This window comes from uncultured Campylobacter sp. (genome assembly GCF_944323605.1).
Classification (GTDB): domain Bacteria; phylum Campylobacterota; class Campylobacteria; order Campylobacterales; family Campylobacteraceae; genus Campylobacter_D.
In genome coordinates this window covers 51238-74135 of record NZ_CALUTC010000001.1, presented here as the reverse complement: position 1 = coordinate 74135, position 22898 = coordinate 51238, and the positions used below count along the sequence as shown (strand labels likewise).

Here is a 22898-nt window from a genome sequence, read left to right as displayed (position 1 = left end):
AATGGAAATTCTAAGAGCAGATAATATAAGTCATAGTTTTGATTATCCGCTATTTACGAATTTAAATTTGAGTATAAATGAAGGGCAATGTATAGCCATTCAAGGAAGTAGTGGTTGTGGCAAATCTACCCTACTTCATATTTTATCCACACTGCTAAAACCTAAATCAGGCAAAGTTTTTTTCAAAGATTATGATATTTATAAACTAAGCGATAATGAAAGACTTAAAATAAGAAGGTATTTTTTTGGCATTATATTTCAAGCACATTATTTATTTAAAGGTTTTTCGGCATTTGAAAACATAGAACTTGCAACGGTTTTATCGGGAAATGAACTAAACAAAGATATATTAAAAAATCTTGGAATAGATGAGCTTGTATTAAAAAAAGTGGGAAAATTAAGTGGAGGACAACAGCAAAGAGTGAGCATAGCTAGGGTGCTGTGTAAAAATCCTAAGATAATCTTTGCAGATGAAGCTACTGGGAACTTAGATAATGAAAATGCGACAAATGTCATAAACATATTAAAAAATTATGTTAGAAACAACAAAGCCGCTATGATTTTTGTAACGCACGATGATAAATTGGCTTCCTTATGCGATAAAATTTACCGGTTTAATAAAGATGGAATTTGTTAATTATCTAGGCGATGAAAATGTTGCTAAATTTATGCTTCTTTTCGCAAGAGTTAGCGGTGTTTTTGTTTTTTTTCCATTTTTTTCGCATAATAACATACCAGTTGTTATAAAAGCTACTTTATCATTTTTTCTTACAATGTTTTTATTCCCATTGGCAAAACTAGATACCCCTCAATATAATACTTTTTTCATCTTACAAATTTTAAGCGAAGCCTTGCTTGGAATGATAAGTGGTATAATCTTGCAAATGCTCTTTGCCATAATACAGATGGCTGGGGAGCAAATTTCTTTTACTATGGGTTTTACTATGGCAAGTATAGTAGATCCTGGTTCTGGTGCAAATATGCCTATAACTTCTCAATTTTTATACCTGATAGCCTTATTGGTATTTTTAGCTTTTGATGGACATCATCTAATTTTGCTATTTTTAAGCCATTCGCTAGGTCATATAACTCTAGGAGCTTTTTATCCCAGCGAAAATTTTATGCAATATATCATAATGTCTATGGTAAATATATTTTTAATAGGCTTTACTATGGCTTTTCCAGTTTTAGCCATAATATTGCTTATGGATTTAATTTTTGGATTATTAATGAAAACTATGCCTCAATTTAATCTACTTGTAGTGGGATACCCGATAAAAATAGCCATAGCCTTTGTTGTTTTAATAACTGTTTTAGCAATTATGATGCAGTATTTCAAAGAACTCACCTTAAAGGTTTTTGAAAATATGCAATCTTTATTTTTCTAAACAATAAAGCTAATTTTACGCAAACTCAAACAAATAAGAAACTAAATATCACTTTCCAAGAAGTTTTTTAGCCTTTTGCCATAAACTAATTCCAAGCATCTTAGCTTCATTTTTGTTTAATTCCTTGTATCTATCATCATTAACTTTTTCAAGCTTGGAAAGCTCTTGTTTGAAAGAATTTATCTTGCTTTGGGCAAGTTTGTTAAAATCATCTATTTTTGGATTTTTCTTAAGCTCATTAAGGGATAATAAAAGCTGTTCTTTGCTTTCATTAGCAAGTCTTTTGAGCTTCGCAAATAAGGTATCAAGCTCATTTTCTAATAAATTTTGTATTATACTTTTTGCCGGGTCGTTGTATTTTTTAAGCTCTGCTCTAAGTATAGCTATAAAATCATCTTCTATATCAATTAATTCCTTTTCTTTAGCGTTTATATCCTCCTCTACTATACAGTATGCAAAACTTTTTTTAAATTTTTCTATACCAAGACTTATGCCATCTCTTACGCCCTTTATAGCCCCTATACACAGCTCTTTTGCAAATATTTTAGATTCATTGGCTAAATCAAAAGCACACTCTAAAACAGTCTTAGATGCCTTTAAAATCTTTTCCTTTTTGAAATCACTCTCGCCTATGGTGTTAAATACAAGTTGTCTAGCTATAACAGAAGACGTTATCTCCACATCTTCAGCCTTTTCAAGTGTGGTTATAAATGCACTTTCTGCTGTTTCTTTCAGTATATCAAGCGTTTCTAACTCAAACAAAAGTGCTTCATTTAGCGAATTTGATATTTGCACTTTAAAATTCTTATCATCTATCTTTTGTTTTATCTCAAAAAATTTACTGCTAAGTTCATTTTTCACAATATTTTTTTGTCTTTTTATCTTAGAATTTAAAAGCTCTAATTCTCTTATATATTGATACAAAATATTTTCTTCATCTTTTACGCTAACCCTAACAAAAGCTTTGATTAGTTTTGTGGAATTCTCATCATCTAGCAAAGAATTTTTTTGCAAAATATCAAAAAATTCAAACAAAACTGCAGTGCTAAGAGAATTGTTTTGCTTTTGTTTTAGAAAAAGATTATAGGCTAATTCCTCTATTAACTCGCCGGTCTTACTTGTGCCATCTAAAAGTAATTTTTCAAATAAAATAACAATATTTTCCATAACAATTCCTCATAAAACAAATTTTGAATGTTTCTTCAAAAGCTCAAATATAGCAAGTCTATCGCTCTCGCTATCTACTAAAATTTTTAATAAATAGCTTTTGTATTTGCCATTTTTGCTATTATTTGATTCGCTTAGTTTAAACTCTCTTTGTAATAAAATCTTTTTTACAATAGCCTTAGCGTTTTCATCTTGTTCTAAAATTATTTTATACTCCCAAAAAGAAGGATAATTTATTATCGGTTTTTGTTTAAGCTTGTTTAAATTTACCACTTTTTCCACCTTCTTTATATTCTAAAATTATATTTGAAATTTCCATACTCTTATCTATCGCTTTTAACATATCATATATTGTTAAAAGTCCTATGCTAACGCCAGTTAAAGCCTCCATCTCAACGCCTGTTTTACCCTCACAAGCAAGTTCTATAATGAGCTTAAAAGAATGCTCTTTTTCATTTTCTTCTATAAAAGTTTTTATTTTAGACAAGTTTATATTATGACACATAGGTATTAACTCGCTAGTTTTTTTAGCTCCCATAATAGCTGCAACAACAGCAGTTTCAAGCACAGCTCCCTTTTTCACTTTCTGTTTTTTAACTGCTTCAAAAGCCTCTTTTCCTACTATTATCTTTCCGCTAGCACGAGCTATTCTTTTGCTTGCTTCTTTATGACCCACATCTACCATTTTTGGGTAATTATTTTCATCTAAGTGAGAAAGCTTCATAAAAAACCTTTAAAAATTTAAAAAATTATATCAAGTTAAATAAAATTTAAGTTAAAATTGCAATATTATTTATCAAAAAGGATTTAATAATGGCTTATGATGATGAAGATTTGTTTGATGATGAAGATAATTTCGCATATAATGATGAAGATGAATATGAATCTTACGAGAAAAAACAATACAATTACGATGAAGATGATTATTCATACGATGATGAAGATGATGAAAATAGCTACGAAATGTAGTCGATATGAAACACAAAGGTTTTAATAAAAAAGAACTAAAAATATTAGCTTTATCCTCGCTTGGTGGGACCTTAGAATTTTATGATTTTATAATATTTGTATTTTTTGCAAATATTATTTCCATACATTTCTTTCCTGAAAATTTAAGCGATACGTGGAAGCTTATACATGCCTATGGGATATTTGCGGCTGGATACTTAGCAAGACCTTTAGGCGGTATTTTTATGGCTCATTTTGGAGATAAATTTGGGCGTAAAAATGTTTTTATGCTTAGTATATTGCTTATGGTTATACCAACATTTGCTCTAGCATTTGTGCCTGGTTTTGAACATATAGGCTATCTTGCACCGATAATACTACTTGTTATTAGGATAGCTCAAGGTATAGCAGTTGGTGGCGAATTACCCGGAGCTTGGGTTTTTATACAAGAACACGCACCAACAAAGCAAAAAAATTTATATATATCGCTTTTGTGTGCCTCTGTTACAGCGGGTATTTTTTTAGGAGCATTGGTATATCTGCTTATATATACAATTTTTAGCGAAGAAGAGGTAAAAAACTGGGCTTGGCGTGTAGCTTTTGGGATTGGAGGAGTGTTTGGGATAATATCCGTTTATCTTAGGAAATTTTTAGAAGAAACACCCGTCTTTTTACAAATGAAAAACGATAATGCTTTACTTAGCTTTCCTTTAAAAGAATTGTTTAAAAGAAAAAATTCTAGCTTTGCTATAACAGTATCTATGCTTAGCACTTGGGTTCTAACGGCTTGTATCTTGCTATTTGTTTTGCAACTTCCAAATTTTGTAGCTGATGTTTTAAAATTTAATCCTTTTGAAAAGACGTATTTTCAAATTCTAGGCTTGTGCTGCTTAATATCTTGCATAGTCTTAATAGGCTTTTTAAGTGATAAATTCAGTCCATACAAGGTATGCATAGTCTTTTGCATTGGCTTTGGTGTATTTAGCTTTCTTTTTGTAAAGGAATTTTACTCCTTACATACAAATATAAATTTATTGCTTTTATACTATGCTTTGTCTTGTTTTTTTTCTGGCATAATGACTTGTTGCCCTATATTTATGAGTGATGTTTTTGAAGCAAAATTTCGTTTTAGCGGAATTTCCTTTTCATACAATATAGCATACGCTATTTCAGGGTATTTTACCCCTCAACTTGCAGTATTCTTGCATATATTATCTATGCAAAACAAAGGGGAAATTTTATCTTTGTCCTTATCTTTTTACACGATATTTATTTGTTTTATAGGAATTTTAGGCTCCTTGCTTAGCAAAAGGTTTTATAAAAATACTGATAACAAAAGCCAAACAGGCTAAAGCGACTATACTAGCACTACCGCTAAGATTTAAAAAATAACTCAAAAATATACCAAAAATACAAAAAAACATAGATAGTATAAAAGAAAAAAACATCATAGAAGCTAAGCTTTTTGTGAATTTCTCTGCTATAAAACAAGGTATGCTAAGAAGTGCTAAAATCAGTATAAGACCCACAGTCTGCATACAAAGAACTATACAAAGAGCCATCATACAAATCAAAAGATAGTAAAAAAAGCTTGTATTTATGCCCCTTAACGAAGCAAATTCTTTGTCAAAACTTATGGCTATAAATTGTCTGTAAAAAGCAAAAATGATAAATAAGAAAAATAAATTCGCAAACAATAATCTTATCAAAGAATCATTTGAAACTGTCAAAATAGAACCAAATAAATAAACAAACAAATCATTTTGATAACTCGGACTAAGGTCTATTAAAACAAGCCCTAAAGCCATACCAAAAGTCCAAATAACTGCGGTAAAATTATCGTTTCTGTTTGGAAATTTTTGACTTAAAAAAGATAATACAAAAGCCAAAAATATAGTAAATAAAGAAGTGCATAAAAAAACATTCAAAGAAAAATAAAATGCTATGCCAATGCCGCCAAATGCACCGTGAGTGATACCACCAGCCATTGGCAAAAGCTTATTTATCATAGCTAATGAGCCTATCAAAGCACAACACAAGCTTACTAATATGCCTGCTAATATAGCATTTATAAAAAAATCATATTCAAAAATCTCGCTCATTTAAACCTTTTCATCACAACTAGTGCATACATCAAAACTAAGTTCAACATCACAAAAATGCTTATGATTTTGTTCTAAGTGCTTTAAAAGCTTGGATTTTTCTTTATTGTTTTCGTGCAAAACGAGTTCTTTATTTAAGTAAGCTATTTTGTTTGCATAGGCTAAGACTATATTTATATCGTGGCAAATACTTATAATGCCTATGCCTTGCTTATGCAAATTTTCTAAGATATTAAATACAGATATAGCAGCTTTTGCATCCAAATTTGCACTTGGTTCATCTAAAATCAAAAGCTTACAATCAGTTACCAAGGCTCTTGCTATATATGCTCTTTGCCTCTGCCCTCCGCTTAATTCATTTAAGCACTTATTTTCTAAATGTCTTATACCAAGCTCATCCATAATAAGCAAGGCTTTTTGTTTGTCTTTTTTACTATAATAACCAAAAAAACTATTATCAAGCAAGCCCATTAAAACCAAATCTATAGTTTTTATATAAAAATTATCATTCGTTAAAAAATCTTGAGGCACATAGCCTATCTGTTTTGTATGTAAATTTTCATAATAAATATTCTTATTTTTTATAAGACGTAAAATGATTTTTGCTAAGGTGCTTTTTCCGCCTCCATTTGGTCCTATAATAGCTAAAAAATCTTCACTAGAATAACTTAAATTTATATCTTTTAAAACCAAATTTTTTGAGTAATAGTGATTTAAATTTTTTATTTCAAAAAATTTCATAATTTATTCTTTAAGAGAATATGCTAGTATATCTGCACTCTTTAAAAGCTCATTTTTCCAATCTCTTGATAAATGATCTATCTCTTCTAGTCTTGCATTGCACTCTTTTGCTATAGTTTGAGCGGCTTCTTTGCTAAAACCTTTTTGTATAAAGACAACCTTTATATTTTCTCCTTTTGCTATATCGATAAGTCTTTGCAAATCTCTAGCTTTTGGCTCTTTATTGTTAATTTGCACTGGAATTTGCACAAGATCGTATCTCTTAGCAAAATAAGACCAAGATGGGTGATAAACTATAAATTTATTGTTTTTTATACCCTGAAATTTCTTTTTTATATCAGAATCAATGCTATCAAGCTCATCGTGGAAAATTTTTAAATTGTTTTCATAAAAGTTTTTATGCTGTGGATAATGCTTAATAAGAGCGTTTGTGATATTTTGAGCTTGTATTTTTACTAAAATAGGATCAAGCCATATATGTGTATCTAATGCACTATGTTTATGTGCATTATGACTCTGCTCTAAAAGATTTATATTTTCCTGAGTTTTTACTATATCTAAATGCTTTAGAGTATTTTTAAATCTTTTCAAAAGAGATTCTTCAAAAGAAAAACCGATAGCAAAATAAATATCACTCTTTTCAAGTTCTTTTATAACACTTGGTTTTAGCTCAAAACTATGCTCGTCGCTGTTAGGAGGTATTAAGACATTTATATCTACAGTATCTTTGGCTATCTTTTCAATAAAAAAAGCTTGTGGAGGTATGCTAACAGTTACAACACCCTTAGCATACGCAAAATAAGTAAGTAAAAATAAAGAAAATAAAAACCTAAACAAACCCTACCTTTTAAGCTTTTCAATAACATCGTCAAGCTTTTTGACAGCCTTACCGTGATCGCCGCTTTTAAGCTCATTTAGAGCATCTAAAGCGAATGAAAAATCATCTGTTTCATTATAGTTTATGTAGGAACTAAGTGCTTCTCTTAGAATTTCTGATTTGCTTTTGCCTAAATTTTTACTCATTTTTTCTAATTTTTTAGCTAAAGATGCATCAACGCTGAAAGAACATCTTACATTATTGTTATTTTTCTTTTTTGCTTTCATTTTTATATCCTTTAAACTATTTCGTGAAATTTTATAGGCTTTTTACAAACCTTGCAGTTGAAATTTTTCTTTCCACTTTGAATTTTCTTGTGTATATTTAAAGGCACATCATGCACCTTACCTTTACACTCGCATTTGTAAAGATACGTTTTTGCTTCTTGATTTTCTTGCTCTTCATCATCTAATTTAAATTCCACATCTTGTCCATCATCAGTTGCAAGTAAAGAACGTCTATAAGTTGCAACCTTCATATCTTCATACAAAATGTGCTCTAAAAGCCACTGTTTTGCAACCACATAAAGCTTTTCTTTTAAATCATTTGTGGTTTTGATATTTTGTATAAGCTCTATCATAGTTTGAACTATACCTTTATGTATAGCCCTGTGTGAAGCTAAATCTGGATATCCAATGACCTCCATATACTTTTCCTCATCATAAAAATGATCTTTCATGTAGGAAAAAAAATCAGCTAATAAATCTTTTATTTCGCCCTTGCTTACAGCTCTATCAGAGATTTGCTCAACATGTGCCGCTAACTCAAATAGTTTTTTATGTTGTTCATCTATCCTAGCATTATAAACAGAAAACTGATTTTCCCACTTAGGTAGCATGAAATACACCTTTCCCACATCTCGTGTAATTTAGTGATTATTGTTTTTATTATAACATAAAGCAAAAAAAATGTTTATATAAAATGTTATTTTTTTAGCTATTTACAACTATTTTTGTCATAAATTTTTTTCAATTCTTCTAGCTCTTCTTTGCTAAAACCAGACTTTAATCTAGCATCTTCATTTAGCGTTCTACCGGCTAAAATAAAATCTTTAAATTTCTTACACACATCTATGAAATTATCATCATCTTTCTTGCTAAATTTCCACCAAATATCACCTTTGCTAACATGTTTTATTTCATCATCTAAAATTATATTAAGCGTATCTTGCAAATAAGAATTTAATTTAGTTTTTGTATTCTTAAGCTTATTTAAAACAAAAATATTAGCATCAAGACCTTTAGCTTCAAGCCCTCTATGCACTACCGCCATTCTATATTTTAAAGAATTTGCTGTAGCATTTAAGGCTAAATTTAAGGAGTTGTGAGCTATAAAATCACCGTATTTAAAACCAAGCTCAAACAAAGCCTTTTGCAATAGCAAAAAATGGCTTATTTCTTCATCAGCAACCTCTAAAAAATCAGCATAAAAACTTCTTGGCATATCCTTGAAACGGTAAGCAGAATCAAGTGCTAAGTTGATTGCTGAAAATTCTATGTGGGCTATAGAATGCAAAAATTTGGCAAGGCTTTCGTTGGAATTTGGCTCTTTTACCCTTCTTATTTTAACAGCCTCTTTAAATTTTATACTTGGATGAGAGTTGTCTTTTAATACACTTTCATTTTCGTGATTAAAAACAAATAAATCAAGTTTAAAATTCTCATAAAAATCATAAAAATCAGTAAATTTATCATTGATGTTGCTAGGATATAAAATTTTCTCTAATTCAAAAAAAAATTCTTTTTTCACAACAAGCCTTTTCTAAGCTTTCTAATCAAAAATCTAGCAGGGTGAATTTGCTCTACAAATTTTTTTTCAATACCCAAAGGCTCATTATTTATAAGAGCACATATATATCTAGCTGCTATTATTGCACTTGCAAAGGCTCTTGATCCGTGAGCTATGCTAAGATAAAGATTTGGTAAATTTTTAGCTTTTTTTTGAGCCTTATTTTTAGTCCAAAAAAGTTTTTTATAATTTTCCTTATAAAAATTTTCATCATAAAAAGCACCAGCTATCATAAATCTATCACTTGAATAAGAACGAAAAGAAACTCTAGAGCCAATGATTTCTGGCACTATATCATCTGTAAGAAATTCTTTTATATTTTCTAAATTATTTTTATCATCTTGCATACTAGGTTCTTTGCTAGAATTTGTTCTATCATAACTAGCTCCAAAGACCTGAAAATCCTTTTCCTTAACACAAACATAGCCCTTGCTTGAAAGTGCAAAGCGATTATCTAAAAAAGGTTTCGCTAAGGAAAGTTGCCCTCTTACTTTGCTAAGCTTCATAAATTCATAATTTATAAAATCCTTACTATCGCTTCCTAAAGCATAAATTAATATATCAAAGCCTTTTCTTTCACTCTGATTTTTAAATTTTAAAGTAAAAGTATTTTCATAAGAAAAAGCTATAAATTCGTGTTTAAGATGAAGTTTTGCACCACTTTTTTCAAATAAAGCCTTACATATTTGTCTAGGTTTTAAGCTTAAGCCATCTTCTAGGAAGGCTTTATTTTCATTTATCTTAAATAATATATTATCCTTTTGGTTAAAAAACCTATCTTTCATAAGATCATTGTGTGCAATTTCAAGAACTCCATCTGGCTTAAGTGCTAAAATTTGCCTATAAAATCTGGAAGCTTCATAAAAAGAAAACTCACTAAATTCTCCTAATAAAACACCTTTTTTGAGTATTAAAGAGCTTAAAATACCGCTTTCATTCCCACTAGCACCATCTGAAATTTTATCTTTCTTATCAAAAATTTCTACATCAAAATTTCTAAGCGACAGCTCATAAGCAAGACTAAGACCAGCGATTCCAGAACCTATGATAGCTATTTTTTGTGCTTTATTTTGATATAGCCTTGTGAAATAAGCCTTTGTATCATCAAAATCAAAGTTATCAAATTTGGCTATTATCATCTCTCTTTTTTTAAAGCCCTTTTTCTTTTCTATGTGAAAGCCAAATTTTTTTAAGCTTTTTTGCAAAGAAGTTGAGGCTGAAAAAGTATGCAAACTAGCACCTTTTTTGCTTAGTCTTGCAATTTCTTTTATCATAAAATCATCGAAAAGCTCTTTATTGTTTTTTGGATTAAAGCCGTCTAAAAACCATACATCCGCTTTAAAATCAAGCTCTTTTATCATCTTTGTCGCATCTGAAAAAACCAAATCTAAAAAACAGTCTCTAAAATAAAAACGGTAAATTCCGTCTTTAGCTTTGGGATAGAAGGCTAAAAAATGCTCTAAATACTCTTTAAATCTATCATAAAAACCTAATTTTTTGTAAATGTCTCTTAGCTCATTTTTTTCTATATAAAAACCTTCTAAGCTAACATAAAACAATCTCTTTGGTATTTTTTCTTCATAAAATCTTTCAAGACAAAGAAAGAAATTTAAGCCTATGCCAAAGCCTAATTCTGCTATGATAAAATCTTGATTATCATTAAATTCAAAAGCTCTTGTATAAACAAATTTACTCTCTTTGATTCCGTCTTCACTATCAAAATAAATATCATCAAAAATTTTAGAATAAATACAGTTTTGTCTAAATTCTATATCAGCTTTTTTCATCTATTGTTATAAAAATAGCTCTGTATGCCATTTGCTATGCCCTCTGCTAATAAGTCTTGATAAGATTTATTAGCAAGTCTTTTACTCTCAACAGGATGAGTTATATAACCTACTTCTACTAAAACGGCTGGCATATCTTGAGCACCAACTAAGACCCAAAAAGGAGCTTCTCTAACACCGCCATCATTTACTTTGTATTTCTTGTTTAAAACACTTAAGGTATGTCTTTGTATATCTATAGCTAGACGATTTGAAGCTATTATTTTTTCTCTACTTAAAGAATGTAAAAAATTTTGCTTTGAAAAATAATTCGCCTCTTCTAAATCTGATTGGTTTTCCTTTTCTGCTATTTCCTTGCTTCTTTCACTTCTTGCTGGGCTTAGAAAAAAAGTTTCAAAGCCGTGCATAGAAGCTGCAGCTTTTTTATTTGGAGATGCGTTTGCGTGTATGGATATAAACATATTAGCTTTTTTATCATTTGCTATTTTAGTCCTATCTCTTAAATTTATAAATCTGTCATTTGCTCTTGTGTAATAGACCTTGTAGCCTTTTTTCTTTAACTCATCTCCTATTTTTAATGCAAGGGATAAGACTATATTTTTTTCAAGTAGCTTACCATTTATAGCCCCTCCATCTTTTCCACCATGTCCAGCGTCTATGACTACTATTTTACCTTTGTTGGATTGGACCTTTTTGGTAGTTACAGGCTCAAAATCATCATCTGTTTTAACACCATCAAGCCCTATAAAAAGCTCTTTATCCTTTGCTATTTTGTTTGTATTTATTTTTTTGTTTGAATTTATAACAACTCTTGCTATGCTTGGATTATACTGAAGTATCACAATTTGCGTATTCTTGTCTAAGTCAAATTTTTTTCTTCCAGTATCTAGTATGGCTTTAAAATTTATAACTGTTCTGTAAGAATTTTTATTTTTCATAGAAAATTCTTTTAAATCATCTTCATTTATATCATCGCTTAATTTCATTGTAATGCCGCTATCATAACGCGAAACATCTGTTATATAAATTTTAGAATTTGTTTTGCTGCTAGAAACTTTCTTTTCTTTGCTTGCTTTATTATCGCTACTTTTAAATGTAAATCTAAGAGTTTTTTTATCGAAACTTAAATCACTTTCTAGTTCTTTATCTGCACTTAAAACTAGTCTTGTTGTTTTTGGATTAAACTGTGCTATGCTTATCTTAGCTTCGTCAAAATCATAATTTGTCCTAATGCCCTCAAGAGTAGCTTCAAAATCTATAATTTTTCTATAACTATTTTTATCTTTTAATTCTGAAATTTTTAAATCACTCTTGTTGATATTACTACTTAAGCTAAGCTCTATACCGTTTTGTATCTTTTTAGTATCTAAGACAAAAAGCGTATCTGCTTTTAGTATATTTAATGCAAATAATATAAAAAGAAAAGGACTAAGAATCTTCGCCATTTACAAGCTTGTCCATTAGCTCTTTAACTGTGATTAGCTTATCTAAACGGTAGCCGTTTGCACCGCTAAAAAATAAACCAGTATCCTTTTTGCCACTATAAGCATCATAAAGTCTATCTGCTATACAGTAACCAACCTTTGTAGCTTCTTTACCTCTTTGGCAAGGAGTTACGCAGTTGCTTATACAGTTTATTTTTGGACCCATTCTTTTATCTACTAAATTTAAAAGATTTGTTCTTATGCCTCTTGCAGGATAGCCAACAGGAGAATGTATAAGCTCTATATCCTCTTTTTTACAAGAAAGTAAGACATCTTTAAAATCATCACTTGCATCACACTCATAAGTGCCTATAAAACGAGTCCCCATTTGAACCCCGCTTGCACCTAAGCTTATAATGTTTTCTATATCTTTTTTATCCCAAATTCCACCTGCTGCTATAATCGGAAAATCACCCCAATTTTTAGCTTCTTGTGCTACTAAAGGCACTATTTTTTCAAGTTGGTAATTAGGATCAAGGCACTGCTCATAAGTAAAACCTTGATGTCCTCCACTTTTTGGTCCCTCTACTACAACAGCGTCTGGTAAGCGGTTATATCTATTTTGCCAACGTTTGCAAATTATTTTTAAAGCTTTAGCAGAAGATACTATAGGAACTAAAGCCACATCTTTAAAATCAGCTGTAAATTCTGGTAAATTCGTAGGAATACCGGCACCTGAAACTATAACATTAAAGCCTAGCTCGCAAGCATCTCTTGCTATCCTAGAGTAATCATTGCTAGCACAAAGTATATTACAACCTAAAGGATTATCGCCGCAAACCTTTCTGGCATTATCTATCAAAGCTTTTAAGCCTGCTCTTGAGTAAAAATTTTCGCTACCATATGGCTTTAAATTTAATTCCTTTTTAATGTGGGATCTATTTTCATAATAACCTGTACCAACAGAAGATATTATACCAAGACCTCCATTCAATGATACTGCAGAGGCTAGTCTATCCCAGCTTATGCCAAGACCCATTCCACCTTGAAAAATTGGGTATTTTATAATATGTTTTCCTATTTTTAAAGACTGTAATTGCATACTATTTAACCTTTAGCCTTGCGAATTTTCTCTTACCTAACTGCAAAACATAATCTCCTTTACAAAGTTGCATTTGTTCATCCTTTACTTTTTTCAAATTTACACTAACAGAATTCGCCTTTATGCTCCGTCTGGCTGCAGAGGTTGAGCTTTCTAAACCACATAATACCAAAGCCTTTGCAAGCCAAATTTCATTCTCGCATTCAAATTCGTCAATAACAGTAGGCAATTCATTTGCACTATGTATCTTATCAAATTCATTTTTTGCCATTATAGCTTTTTCTTTTGAATGAAATCTATCTACAAGCTCAATAGCTAAATTTTCCTTGGCTTTTTTTGGGTGTAGAGTTGAATTTTTAAGATCTTTTTTTAAATTTTGAAAATCATCAAAAGAAATATCGCTTAAAAGTTCATAATAAGAAAGCATTAATTCATCGCTTATGCTAAGAATTTTAGCATACATATCGTTTGCGTTTTCTGTTATGCCTATATAATTACCTAAACTTTTACTCATCTTTTGCACGCCATCAAGCCCTACAAGTAATGGCATCATAAAAACTACTTGTTCTTTTCCAAGTTCGTAAGTTCTTTGAAGGTGCCTTCCCATTAAGAGATTGAATTTCTGGTCTGTTCCGCCCATTTCAATATCACTTTTAAGAGCAACGCTATCATAACCCTGAAGCAAAGGATATAAAAACTCGCAAATAGAAATCGGATTTTGTGCTTTAAATCTTTTTTCAAAATCATCTCTTTCTAGCATTCTAGCAACATTAAATGTAGCACTTAGCTTTATTATACCAGCACTTCCTAAGTCATTTAGCCACTTAGAATTAAAACAAAGCACAGTTTTTTCTTTGTTTAAAATTTTAAAAACCTGCTCTTCATAAGTTTTTGCATTTTTTAAAACCTCATCCTTTGTTAAAGGTTTTCTAGTAGCGGATTTACCGCTTGGATCTCCGATTTGAGCTGTAAAATCACCTATTAAAAACTGTATTATAGCACCGTGTTTTTGCAAAAGTGCCATTTTATTTAAAACGACACTATGTCCTAAGTGTAAATCTGGTGCGGTTGGGTCAAATCCTGCTTTTACAAAGAAATTCTCATTTTTTTCATAATAATTTCTGATTAATTCTTCAAGCCTTTGTTCTCCTATTATTTCGGCACAACCTTTTTTTATATCTTGCATAATTTTTGCTATATCCATAAACATTTTCCTCTATTGATTATACGCATCATCTAAAGACGTAAAATCTAAAATTTTATAATTTGCCATTAGTCTTTCCTTGATTAAATTTATATTTGAATTAACCGGAAATTCTACTTTTGTTTCAAAATAATCATTGCTAAGCTCGTTTCTCTCATCATTTACATTTATAGATAAAATGCTTGCTCCTATTCTAGAAAGATAAGTTAAAAATTCAGCCAAAGCACCTCTTTTATTATCTAAAGTAAATATAATCTTATAGCTTTTAGAGCTTTTGCTATTCCATTCCACAAATACCATATCTTTGCATTCTTCTATAAATTTATCAGCCTTATCACAAAGCTTATTATGCAAAGTAACATTTGAGGCTTCAACAAAGGCTACTATCTCATCGCCTCTTTTTGGCTTACAACAAAAGTCAAAAGAAACGCTTGAAATTCTTTGATTGCAAAAGACTGTTATATTGTCAAATTTCTGTTCTTTTATATCATATTTTTCAAAAAAGTATGATTTTTTAGCATATTTTTTCAAATTTGCTACAACATCTTTAAGATATGAGCTATCACTGCTTAAACGTCTTATATTTTTTCCTAAATTTTCTTTTTCTATCCAAGATAAAATTTCATCTTTAGGGCTTGAAAAAATGAAAGAAAGTATATTAAGAGCTGTTTGTAAATTTACCTCTCTTATCTTTTGTTTGCAAAATTCTTTCATAGCCACTTTAGCCTTGCCTGTCTTTACACTATCTATCCAAGATGAGCGGTAAAACCTCTTGTTTGAAGTAACTATCCTAACTATATCTCCATTTTTAAGTTCGGTTAAAAGAGGCACTTTTATACGGTTCACATAAGCACTTTCAGCGTGCAAACCAACCTTAGTATGCACTTCATAAGCAAAATCAAGCACAGTAGCACCTCTAGGGAGGGTAAAAATTTCTCCTTTTGGGGAATAAACAGCTATATCTTCTGTATATAAACTATCTTTTGCGTATTCATATAATTCTATAGCACTATAATTTTCTGGCTTTGCGACGGTATTTGCACTTTGCATTGATATATCGTTAAGCCAATCTAGCTTTGGTTTAGAAGCACTCATACCTTCCTTATAACGCCAGTGAGCTGCTATGCCAAATTCTGCAATTTTATGCATATCAAATGTGCGAATTTGAGTTTCTATTATATTTTTTGTATCAAAAAGTGTGGTATGTAGCGTTTGATAGCCATTTTGCTTTGGCAAAGCTATATAATCTTTAAACCTAGATACAAGAGGATTAAAATTTGTATGCAAAATCCCAAGAGCCGCATAACAAGCTAAAGTATTTTCAAGAAGTATTCTAATACCTAAAAGATCTAAAACCTCTTCTATACCAATGCCCTTTCTTTGCATTTTCAAATACACAGAATAACTGTGCTTTACTCTTTTATGAATTTCAAATGAATTTGGTCTAAAACGGTTTTGAGCAAATAAAAGCTCTACCTTATTTATAAATTCATTCAAGGCTATTTGCATTTTTTGATCGTTTGAATTTATATATCTATCTATTTGCTTGTATTCATCTGGCAAAAGGTATTTAAAGCTTAAATCCTCAAGATAATTTTTAAGGCTTGAAATTCCAAGTCTATGTGCTATGGGTGCATAAACAACTAGAGTTTCTTCGCTAATCCTTCTTTGCTTATCCTCCCTTAAACTATCTAAAGTAAGCATATTATGAAGTCTATCGCAAAGTTTTATTACCAAAACTCCAACATCGCTAATGCTGGTTAAAAGCATATTTCTAAAAGAAAGGGCTGATTTTGTCAAGTTCTTATCAGCCTTTGAGCTAAATTTATCCTCTCTTATCTCTGTTATTTTAGTAAGAGCACAAACTAAGACACAAACATCATTTCCAAATTCTTTTCTAACAATATCTTCTCCATACTGAGTATCTTCTATAACATCGTGCAATAAAGCAGCTATTATCATAGATTCATCAGCACTCAAAAAGGCTACAAAAGAGGAAACTAGTATAGGATGAGTGGCATAAGCACCTCCTGCCTTTCTAAATTGACCTTCATGTGCCTTAATGCAAAATTCAACAGCTCTTTTTATATTGTCGCTTGGAAGATAAACAGAGAAAAGTATATTCTTTGCTTCTTCTATATCGCTACAATCTTTTGCTTTTTCTACCAAATCCTCTAACAAGAGGTTTTCATTGACTATTCTCAACTTTATTCTCTAATATCTGCAATTTATCTTGTGCTATTTCATAGAGTGCTATATCTGCGTATTTTACTTTATTTTTATCGAGATTAACTTTTGGTGAAGCACCATTTGCTAATTCTTCGGCTCTTTTAGCTACTACAACAGATAATTTATATCTATCATTATCCATTTTTTCAAGTGCTTTCGCTACTATTTGTTCTATATTTTCTTGCATAATATTCCTTTCATTTAACTACAGAGCAATTACTGTAGTCTCCTTTTATTATTTTTAATAAATTATCCTCTTCAAACATATTGCAAACCACTATAGGTAAAGAATTGTCTCTAGCTAAAGCTATGGCAGTATTGTCCATCACTTTTATCTCATCTTTCATAGCGTCTTCATAGCTTAAGGTATCTAAAAATCTAGCATCTTCAAATTTGTGTGGATCTTTATCATAAACTCCATTTACTTTAGTGGCTTTTATAACCATATCAGATTGAGTTTCTAATGCTCTTAATATAGCGGTGGTATCGGTTGTAAAATAAGGATTACCAGTGCCTGCTGCAAATATCACTACCCTACCCTTGTCTAAATGTCTTTGTGCTCGTCTCATTATGTAGGTTTCGCAAAAAGCTTCCATTTGTATAGCACTTTGAACTCTCACTTCAAGCCCAGAGCTTTCCAAAGCTTCTTGCATAGCTATGGCATTTATAACGGTTGCTAGCATTCCCATATGATCGCCACTTGTTCTTTTTATCAAACCATCTCTTGCAGCAGAAACGCCTCGTATAATATTTCCACCGCCTATAACTATGCCAACTTCTATATCGCTTAATATTAGTTTTTTAATCTCAGAAGCTATATATTTTAAAATAGAATTTTCTATACCAAAGCCGTTATTTCCAGCTAAAGCTTCCCCTGAAAACTTTATCAAAATTCTTTTTTTCTCGCTCATAAATTCTCCTCATAATCAAAAGCAATTATACTCTAAAAGGCTTAACAATGGCTAATTTAAGCTTATTAATTCTAAAGGATTTATATGAAATTTTTCTTGAGTTACTTCAAATGTTAAATCATCTTGAACTCTACCTAAAACTTCGCCTTTTTTTACATTTTTACCGACCTTTATAGTAGGAGAAATCCTATCTAAATGTGCATAAATAGTGTGCAAAGAATTACTATGCTCTACAATTACAACTCTTTGAAGCAAATTTGTTTCCTTTGCAAATACAACCTTGCCGGACAAAACGCTTTTTACGGTAGCGTTTTGGGTTTTACTTCTTAAAACTACATTTTCATTAAATATCTTTATCTTGTAAATTGGGTCTGTAAAATTTCCAAATTTTTGCTTTACGGTAAAATTTTCAAGCGGTGCTATGGTTTTTCTACCAGTGTATTTTTTTACCTTACTTCCTTGATAGCTAGAGCCAAGCTGTCTTACATTTGTTTTGTTGCTTTTTGGTGGTGGGCTTTGAGTTATCTGAAGCTCTTCTAATGTGGCTCTTAGCTCTTTTTGCTGTTTTTGCAAATCATCTAATCTTTTATTATAAATAGCCCTATTTGTTTTTTGCTCTTTTATTTCATTGATTTGCTTTTGTCTTAAATTCTCAAGGCTATTTAATTCATTTTTGTATTTTTGTAAATTTGTATTAATTCCTTCTATTTGTCCTTGTTTTTGGGTGATTAATTTTGAAATTTCCTCATAATCCTTAGAAAGCTTGTAAAATTCTTCCTTAAAAACAGAATCTAAACTGCTTAAAAGCTCAAAAGCCATAAAACTTTCCTCGCTTTCTAAATAACCGCTGGGTATGCTTATATCAAGTGCAAAATCTTTAGCTATTAAATTTATAAGCTTATTTTCCATTTCATTTTTATCTTTTAAAAGGTTTTGATTTTGGGAATTTAAAAGCTCTAGCTCTTTATTTTGAGCATCAACTATAGTATTTAATTCATTGCGTTTGCTGCTTAAATTTTGAATTTGAGAAGCTATCTGTTTTAAATTTTGTTCGCCCTTTACTATATCTGCTGCTAATTCCTCTAATTTTTTATTAAGTTGCTTTTGTATTTTTTCATTTTCTTGCAAATTTTTATCAACATCATTTGCAAATAAAAAAAAAGAAAGGCTTAAAAATATAAAAATATATCTCATTTTTTAACTTTAAACATAACAGAATTTACGCAAAGCAAAGAAACTATTATGGTAACAGTAAATATTATGCTTATGTGGAGTAAAAAATTTATATCTAAAACCTGCATATTTAAGCTTAAAAATGTATTTGCTATAAAATCTAAAGAAAAAACATATTCAAAACAAGCAAAAAGTAAAGCACAGGCTACAAAACAGTCAAATATTACTATTTTATAGAGTATAAGAGAACGAAACCAAAATGCAGCCCCAAACAGACACATAATTTCTATACGCTCGGTATGCTCGTAAAGCCAAATTCGCATTTGTTTTAAGAATAAAACTAAACTAAGTAAAATAATAATAAATAAAAATAACCACAAAATAGACTTAACAAGATTTAACAAGGTATATACATTATCATAAGTTTTAGCAAAAACTTCTACCTTAGATATGCCAGACATACTAGAAAGCTTTTGTTTTATCTCATTTAATTCGGATTGATGTGGTAAATAGTCAAGTTTTAAACTATAAAATTTTGGCAAAGATTTTTCTAATAACACAAGATTGTTCTGGGATATGTCGTTTTTTACTCTTTCTAAAAGATATTTAGAATCAATTTGTCTTAAAGAAAAAATTTGTGGAAGCTGTGCTTGTAATTTTTCCTTTCTAAGTTCATCTTTGCTTACTATTATTATATTATAATCCTCATTAAAACTTTGCTCGTAATGCTTTACTGTTTGATTTATGATGAGTATGCACTCAAAAGCAAAGGTCATAAAAAATAACGGCAATATAAGCGATAGATGTGTCCTAAAAAATTTCATCCATTTTTCCATTTATTATGTTAAACAATCTATAATTAAGCCTTAAATTTGTAGGAATTCTGTGCGTTACCACGACTACACAAGTGCCTAATAACTCTTTTGCTGACTTTAACAAAGTCCAAATAATATCAGATGAATACTCATCTAAATTTCCTGTCGGCTCATCACAAAGCAGGAGTTTAGGATTATGTGCCAAGGCTCTAGCCATAGCTGCTCTTTGTTGTTCTCCGCCCGAAAGCTGGTCTGGTTTTTTCTTTGCTTTAAAGGTTAGTTCTACGTGCTTTAAGAGCTTTGCACTCTGCTCTTCACAAATTTTCTTGCTATATCCTTTTATCATCAAAGGAAGCATAACATTTTTTTCTATGCTAAATTCCTTTATAAGCTTATAGTCTTGAAAAATAATACCTATCTTTTGTCTAAGTGCTAAAAGTTCATTGTTTGATATATTTTCTAATGCACTTTCGCAAACAGTTAGCTTGCCAGAAAGAGGTTCTAAATCTCCATAAAAAGATTTCAAAAGAGTGGATTTGCCACTTCCACTTTTACCCGTTATAAACACAAAATCGCTATCATTAAAGACAAAATTAGCCTTATTAATCACAAGCTCATCATATCCTAAACATAAATTTTGTGCTTTGATTAAAACAGGCATAACAATCTCCTAATTTTGTTTTATACTGTGATAAAATATAGTAAATTAAGGATTAACAAACTTAAAAATAAAAGCATTTTTTAGAATTTCAAAGAAAAAGAATAAACTTATTTAGCTTGCTCTTCGCTATAAACACCTTTTGTAAGTATTTTATGCATACGGTCTGCTACAAGTTCTCTTATATCCACTTTTTCTAATTCATCTAAAACCTTGCCTACATAGTTAGCCAAATTAGAAGCTGCTTTTTCCTTATTTCTATGTGCCCCATTCACAGGTTCATCGATAACGAAATCTATAAGTTCTTGTTTTTTTAAATCATCAGCTGTTATTTTTAAAGCTTTAGCAGCTTGCTCACTCTTAGTAGGATCATTCCAAAGTATAGCAGCACAACCTTCTGGAGATATTACAGAAAAGACAGAATTTTTCATCATAGCAAGTCTATCAGCAACACCTACGGCTAATGCTCCGCCACTCCCTCCTTCTCCTATAACCACTCCTATAGTTATAGTCTGTAAAGAGCTAAGTTCATACAAATTTCTAGCTATAGCCTCACTTTGTCCTCTTTCTTCTGCACCTATTCCAGGATACGCTCCGGGAGTATCTATGAGAAATAAAACCGGTATTGAAAATTTTTCTGCTAATTTAGCTACTCTCAAAGCCTTTCTGTATCCTTCAGGGTGAGGCATACCGAAATTTCTATAAATTTTATCATTTGTTCCTCTACCTTTTTGCTCACCTATAACCATAATCTTTCTTGATCCTAGATAACCAGCAAAACAAACTATTGAAGGGTCATCTCTAAATGTCCTATCCCCGTGAATTTCATAAGCATCATTTAGTATAAGTTCTATATAATCAAGTGCATAAGGTCTATCAGGGTGTCGTGCAAGTTGCAATCTCTGAAAGTCGGTCAAATTTTTATAAGTTTTTGAAATCTCTTTTTCTAGATTCTTTTCTAGTATTTTTACCGCTTCTTTGTCGCCCTTTATTTTTGCGTTAGTTATATCCTCATCTATTTGCTGTATATTTTTTTCAAAATCCAAATAAGAAGCCATTTTATCAATCCACTTTTGCAAAAATTAAAGAACCATTAGTGCCACCAAAACCAAAAGAATTACTCATAACCGCTTTTAAGTCGGCTTTTCTAGCGGTATTTGCTACATAATCAAGATCGCAATCATCATCTTTTTCTTCTTGATTTATGGTAGGCGGAACTATGCCTTTGTTTAAAGCCATTATAGATATAACAGCCTCTAAAGCACCAGCAGCACCTAAACAATGCCCAATTTGACCTTTAGTAGAACTTACAAGCGGTGTATAATCCTTAAATAAAGCTCGTATGGCAGCCGTTTCATTTTTATCGTTTGCAGGAGTTGAAGTGCCATGTGCATTTATGTAGTCTATTTTTACATTATTAGCCATTTTCAAAGCCATTTGCATAGCTCTTAATGGACCATCAAGAGTAGGAGAAGTTATATGATGCGCATCAGCACTTTCGCCAAAACCTAATAATTCAGCATAAATTTTAGCACCTCTTTTTTTAGCGTCTTCGTATTCTTCTAGCACTAAAGCAGCTGCACCTTCTCCCATAACAAAACCGTCTCTACCCTTATCAAAAGGTCTTGAAGCTTTTTTTGGATCATCATTTCTAGTGGAAAGTGCTTTCATAGCAGCAAAACCACCTATACCAACCGGACAAATAGCAGCTTCAGCACCAACAACCAGCATTTTTTTAGCAGTCCCTAAACTTATACTTTTGTAAGCCTCTCCTATAGCGTGAGTGCTTGCAGCACAAGCAGTTACACAGGCCAAATTTGGTCCCTTTAAGCTATGTTCTATAGATATAACACCACCTAACATATTAACAAGTGCTGATGGTATGAAAAATGGAGTGATTTTTCTAGCTCCTTTTTCAAAACAGGTAATAGAATTTTTCTCTATATTTGGCAAACCACCTATACCAGCTCCAGAAACTACTCCAAAACTATCCTTATCAAAATCATCGCCTAAAGCAGCATCTTGCATAGCGTCTCTAGCAGCTTTTATGCCAAGTTGTATAAAACGGTCTAGTTTTTTTATTTCTTTTGGGTCTATATACTGTGCTGGATCAAAGTTTTTAACTTCGGCAGCAATTTGCACAGGAAAATCACTCGCATCAAAGAGACTTATTTTATCTACCCCGCTTTTACCTTCGCATATGGCATTAAAAGAAGAATCTTTATCTAAGCCAAGTGCATTTATCATTCCTATACCTGTAATTACAATTCTTGCCAAAATTTTCTCCTTGAAAAGCCAGTAAAATAGGCTAAATTATTTTTGTATTTTTTCTATATAATCCACCACATCTTTTATAGTAAGAAGTTTTTCAGCTTCGCTATCAGGTATCTCTACGCCAAATTTCTCCTCTAAAGCCATAACAAGCTCAACAACATCTAGCGAATCAGCACCTAAATCTTCTATAATCTTGGATTCCATTTTAACAGAATCAGCCTCAACACTTAGTTGTTCTACAACAACAGCTTTAACATCTTCAAAAGTTGCCATTTTTTCTCCCTAATTTTTTTGTTACTAAAAAAGTATT

General features: G+C 30.9%; 26 protein-coding genes. 4 read left to right on the top strand and 22 right to left on the bottom strand.

From position 1 onward, the window contains the following. The first annotated feature begins 1 nt into the window (after nt 1). Nucleotides 2-637, top strand: coding sequence for an ABC transporter ATP-binding protein (locus Q0J35_RS00440; protein ID WP_297191958.1), 636 nt, complete (start codon nt 2-4; stop codon nt 635-637). Beyond that, nucleotides 624-1388, top strand: a complete 765-nt coding sequence (gene fliR / locus Q0J35_RS00435) for a flagellar biosynthetic protein FliR (RefSeq protein WP_297192812.1) — start codon at nt 624-626, stop codon at nt 1386-1388. The genes Q0J35_RS00440 and fliR overlap by 14 nt, the downstream gene beginning before the upstream one ends. Before the next feature lie 48 nt (nt 1389-1436). Here the strand turns inward: fliR and Q0J35_RS00430 are convergent, their stop codons facing one another. From Q0J35_RS00430 to moaC, 3 genes are read right to left on the bottom strand one after another with little or no spacing between them, the layout of a single operon-like run. Next, on the bottom strand, nt 1437-2555 hold the full coding sequence (locus Q0J35_RS00430) for a hypothetical protein (protein WP_297191956.1): 1119 nt from the start codon (nt 2553-2555) through the stop codon (nt 1437-1439). A gap of 9 nt (nt 2556-2564) precedes the next feature. Then, nucleotides 2565-2828 carry a DUF493 domain-containing protein gene (locus Q0J35_RS00425; RefSeq protein ID WP_297191954.1) on the bottom strand — a complete coding sequence of 88 codons (264 nt, stop codon included), beginning with the start codon at nt 2826-2828 and terminating at the stop codon, nt 2565-2567. Beyond that, nucleotides 2806-3279: a cyclic pyranopterin monophosphate synthase MoaC gene (gene moaC / locus Q0J35_RS00420; RefSeq protein WP_297191953.1), complete on the bottom strand. Its 474-nt coding sequence runs from the start codon at nt 3277-3279 to the stop codon at nt 2806-2808. Before moaC ends, Q0J35_RS00425 begins: the two co-directional genes overlap by 23 nt. Nucleotides 3280-3368: 89 nt before the next feature. Here moaC and Q0J35_RS00415 point away from each other — a divergent pair, with 89 nt between their 5' ends. Together Q0J35_RS00415 and Q0J35_RS00410 are read left to right on the top strand one after the other, a co-directional pair. Next, nucleotides 3369-3524, top strand: a complete 156-nt coding sequence (locus Q0J35_RS00415) for a highly acidic protein (RefSeq protein ID WP_297191951.1) — start codon at nt 3369-3371, stop codon at nt 3522-3524. Between the two features lie 5 nt (nt 3525-3529). Next, nucleotides 3530-4855 carry an MFS transporter gene (locus Q0J35_RS00410; protein WP_297191949.1) on the top strand — a complete coding sequence of 442 codons (1326 nt, stop codon included), beginning with the start codon at nt 3530-3532 and terminating at the stop codon, nt 4853-4855. Here Q0J35_RS00410 and Q0J35_RS00405 read toward each other — a convergent pair. The 19 genes from Q0J35_RS00405 to acpP form a co-directional block, all read right to left on the bottom strand. Beyond that, complete coding sequence (locus tag Q0J35_RS00405) at nt 4793-5605, bottom strand: metal ABC transporter permease (RefSeq protein WP_297191947.1); 813 nt, start codon at nt 5603-5605, stop codon at nt 4793-4795. The genes Q0J35_RS00410 and Q0J35_RS00405 overlap by 63 nt on opposite strands. After that, the gene (locus tag Q0J35_RS00400) at nt 5606-6346 is read right to left on the bottom strand and encodes an ATP-binding cassette domain-containing protein (RefSeq protein WP_297191944.1); all 741 of its coding nucleotides are present in this window, start codon (nt 6344-6346) and stop codon (nt 5606-5608) included. It lies immediately after the preceding gene. A gap of 3 nt (nt 6347-6349) precedes the next feature. Then, nucleotides 6350-7183, bottom strand: a complete 834-nt coding sequence (locus Q0J35_RS00395) for a zinc ABC transporter substrate-binding protein (RefSeq protein WP_297191942.1) — start codon at nt 7181-7183, stop codon at nt 6350-6352. Between the two features lie 3 nt (nt 7184-7186). Beyond that, a complete protein-coding gene (locus Q0J35_RS00390; protein WP_297191940.1) occupies nt 7187-7450 on the bottom strand; it encodes a ribbon-helix-helix protein, CopG family in 264 nt (87 codons plus the stop codon). 11 nt (nt 7451-7461) lie between these two features. Further along, complete coding sequence (locus Q0J35_RS00385) at nt 7462-8061, bottom strand: bacteriohemerythrin (protein ID WP_297191938.1); 600 nt, start codon at nt 8059-8061, stop codon at nt 7462-7464. 98 nt (nt 8062-8159) lie between these two features. Then, nucleotides 8160-8972, bottom strand: a complete 813-nt coding sequence (locus Q0J35_RS00380) for a DUF455 family protein (RefSeq protein WP_297191936.1) — start codon at nt 8970-8972, stop codon at nt 8160-8162. Further along, nucleotides 8969-10798 (bottom strand): bifunctional tRNA (5-methylaminomethyl-2-thiouridine)(34)-methyltransferase MnmD/FAD-dependent 5-carboxymethylaminomethyl-2-thiouridine(34) oxidoreductase MnmC, encoded by a 1830-nt coding sequence (gene mnmC, locus Q0J35_RS00375; protein WP_297191934.1) that lies wholly within the window; start codon nt 10796-10798, stop codon nt 8969-8971. The genes Q0J35_RS00380 and mnmC overlap by 4 nt, the downstream gene beginning before the upstream one ends. Next, the gene (locus Q0J35_RS00370) at nt 10795-12243 is read right to left on the bottom strand and encodes an N-acetylmuramoyl-L-alanine amidase (protein ID WP_297191931.1); all 1449 of its coding nucleotides are present in this window, start codon (nt 12241-12243) and stop codon (nt 10795-10797) included. Before Q0J35_RS00370 ends, mnmC begins: the two co-directional genes overlap by 4 nt. Next, a complete protein-coding gene (locus tag Q0J35_RS00365) occupies nt 12227-13324 on the bottom strand; it encodes a nitronate monooxygenase family protein (protein ID WP_297191929.1) in 1098 nt (365 codons plus the stop codon). Before Q0J35_RS00365 ends, Q0J35_RS00370 begins: the two co-directional genes overlap by 17 nt. Nucleotide 13325: 1 nt before the next feature. Continuing rightward, nucleotides 13326-14528, bottom strand: a complete 1203-nt coding sequence (gene tyrS, locus Q0J35_RS00360; protein WP_297191927.1) for a tyrosine--tRNA ligase — start codon at nt 14526-14528, stop codon at nt 13326-13328. A gap of 12 nt (nt 14529-14540) precedes the next feature. After that, entirely contained in the window at nt 14541-16733 is a 2193-nt protein-coding gene (locus Q0J35_RS00355) for a RelA/SpoT family protein (RefSeq protein WP_297191926.1), read from the bottom strand. Continuing rightward, nucleotides 16717-16944, bottom strand: a complete 228-nt coding sequence (locus tag Q0J35_RS00350) for a DNA-directed RNA polymerase subunit omega (protein ID WP_297191924.1) — start codon at nt 16942-16944, stop codon at nt 16717-16719. Before Q0J35_RS00350 ends, Q0J35_RS00355 begins: the two co-directional genes overlap by 17 nt. A 10-nt stretch (nt 16945-16954) precedes the next feature. Further along, nucleotides 16955-17668 carry a UMP kinase gene (gene pyrH, locus Q0J35_RS00345; RefSeq protein ID WP_297191922.1) on the bottom strand — a complete coding sequence of 238 codons (714 nt, stop codon included), beginning with the start codon at nt 17666-17668 and terminating at the stop codon, nt 16955-16957. 51 nt (nt 17669-17719) lie between these two features. Then, nucleotides 17720-18862, bottom strand: a complete 1143-nt coding sequence (locus tag Q0J35_RS00340; RefSeq protein WP_297191920.1) for a M23 family metallopeptidase — start codon at nt 18860-18862, stop codon at nt 17720-17722. Continuing rightward, on the bottom strand, nt 18859-19665 hold the full coding sequence (locus tag Q0J35_RS00335; RefSeq protein ID WP_297191918.1) for an FtsX-like permease family protein: 807 nt from the start codon (nt 19663-19665) through the stop codon (nt 18859-18861). Before Q0J35_RS00335 ends, Q0J35_RS00340 begins: the two co-directional genes overlap by 4 nt. Beyond that, nucleotides 19652-20317 (bottom strand): ABC transporter ATP-binding protein, encoded by a 666-nt coding sequence (locus Q0J35_RS00330; RefSeq protein WP_297191916.1) that lies wholly within the window; start codon nt 20315-20317, stop codon nt 19652-19654. The genes Q0J35_RS00335 and Q0J35_RS00330 overlap by 14 nt, the downstream gene beginning before the upstream one ends. A 107-nt stretch (nt 20318-20424) precedes the next feature. Continuing rightward, nucleotides 20425-21372, bottom strand: coding sequence for an acetyl-CoA carboxylase carboxyltransferase subunit alpha (locus Q0J35_RS00325; protein ID WP_297191913.1), 948 nt, complete (start codon nt 21370-21372; stop codon nt 20425-20427). Between the two features lie 4 nt (nt 21373-21376). Beyond that, the gene (locus tag Q0J35_RS00320) at nt 21377-22591 is read right to left on the bottom strand and encodes a beta-ketoacyl-ACP synthase II (protein WP_297191911.1); all 1215 of its coding nucleotides are present in this window, start codon (nt 22589-22591) and stop codon (nt 21377-21379) included. A 36-nt stretch (nt 22592-22627) separates the two neighbouring features. Next, on the bottom strand, nt 22628-22861 hold the full coding sequence (gene acpP / locus Q0J35_RS00315) for an acyl carrier protein (RefSeq protein ID WP_297191909.1): 234 nt from the start codon (nt 22859-22861) through the stop codon (nt 22628-22630). Nucleotides 22862-22898 lie beyond the last annotated feature (37 nt).

Excerpts from the sequence above, each read along its gene's own strand:
- Q0J35_RS00325 (WP_297191913.1), bottom strand. The coding sequence starts at position 21,372 with ATGGCTTCTTATTTGGATTTTGAAAAAAATATACAGCAAATAGATGAG.
- Q0J35_RS00365 (WP_297191929.1), bottom strand. The coding sequence starts at position 13,324 with ATGCAATTACAGTCTTTAAAAATAGGAAAACATATTATAAAATACCCA.
- Q0J35_RS00400 (WP_297191944.1), bottom strand. The coding sequence starts at position 6,346 with ATGAAATTTTTTGAAATAAAAAATTTAAATCACTATTACTCAAAAAAT.
- Q0J35_RS00340 (WP_297191920.1), bottom strand. The coding sequence starts at position 18,862 with ATGAGATATATTTTTATATTTTTAAGCCTTTCTTTTTTTTTATTTGCA.
- Q0J35_RS00440 (WP_297191958.1), top strand. The coding sequence starts at position 2 with ATGGAAATTCTAAGAGCAGATAATATAAGTCATAGTTTTGATTATCCG.
- pyrH (WP_297191922.1), bottom strand. The coding sequence starts at position 17,668 with ATGAGCGAGAAAAAAAGAATTTTGATAAAGTTTTCAGGGGAAGCTTTA.
- Q0J35_RS00330 (WP_297191916.1), bottom strand. The coding sequence starts at position 20,317 with ATGCCTGTTTTAATCAAAGCACAAAATTTATGTTTAGGATATGATGAG.
- moaC (WP_297191953.1), bottom strand. The coding sequence starts at position 3,279 with ATGAAGCTTTCTCACTTAGATGAAAATAATTACCCAAAAATGGTAGAT.
- mnmC (WP_297191934.1), bottom strand. The coding sequence starts at position 10,798 with ATGAAAAAAGCTGATATAGAATTTAGACAAAACTGTATTTATTCTAAA.
- tyrS (WP_297191927.1), bottom strand. The coding sequence starts at position 14,528 with ATGGATATAGCAAAAATTATGCAAGATATAAAAAAAGGTTGTGCCGAA.
- Q0J35_RS00335 (WP_297191918.1), bottom strand. The coding sequence starts at position 19,665 with ATGAAATTTTTTAGGACACATCTATCGCTTATATTGCCGTTATTTTTT.
- Q0J35_RS00350 (WP_297191924.1), bottom strand. The coding sequence starts at position 16,944 with ATGCAAGAAAATATAGAACAAATAGTAGCGAAAGCACTTGAAAAAATG.
- Q0J35_RS00430 (WP_297191956.1), bottom strand. The coding sequence starts at position 2,555 with ATGGAAAATATTGTTATTTTATTTGAAAAATTACTTTTAGATGGCACA.
- Q0J35_RS00415 (WP_297191951.1), top strand. The coding sequence starts at position 3,369 with ATGGCTTATGATGATGAAGATTTGTTTGATGATGAAGATAATTTCGCA.
- Q0J35_RS00390 (WP_297191940.1), bottom strand. The coding sequence starts at position 7,450 with ATGAAAGCAAAAAAGAAAAATAACAATAATGTAAGATGTTCTTTCAGC.
- Q0J35_RS00370 (WP_297191931.1), bottom strand. The coding sequence starts at position 12,243 with ATGGCGAAGATTCTTAGTCCTTTTCTTTTTATATTATTTGCATTAAAT.
- acpP (WP_297191909.1), bottom strand. The coding sequence starts at position 22,861 with ATGGCAACTTTTGAAGATGTTAAAGCTGTTGTTGTAGAACAACTAAGT.
- Q0J35_RS00410 (WP_297191949.1), top strand. The coding sequence starts at position 3,530 with ATGAAACACAAAGGTTTTAATAAAAAAGAACTAAAAATATTAGCTTTA.
- Q0J35_RS00405 (WP_297191947.1), bottom strand. The coding sequence starts at position 5,605 with ATGAGCGAGATTTTTGAATATGATTTTTTTATAAATGCTATATTAGCA.
- Q0J35_RS00385 (WP_297191938.1), bottom strand. The coding sequence starts at position 8,061 with ATGCTACCTAAGTGGGAAAATCAGTTTTCTGTTTATAATGCTAGGATA.
- fliR (WP_297192812.1), top strand. The coding sequence starts at position 624 with ATGGAATTTGTTAATTATCTAGGCGATGAAAATGTTGCTAAATTTATG.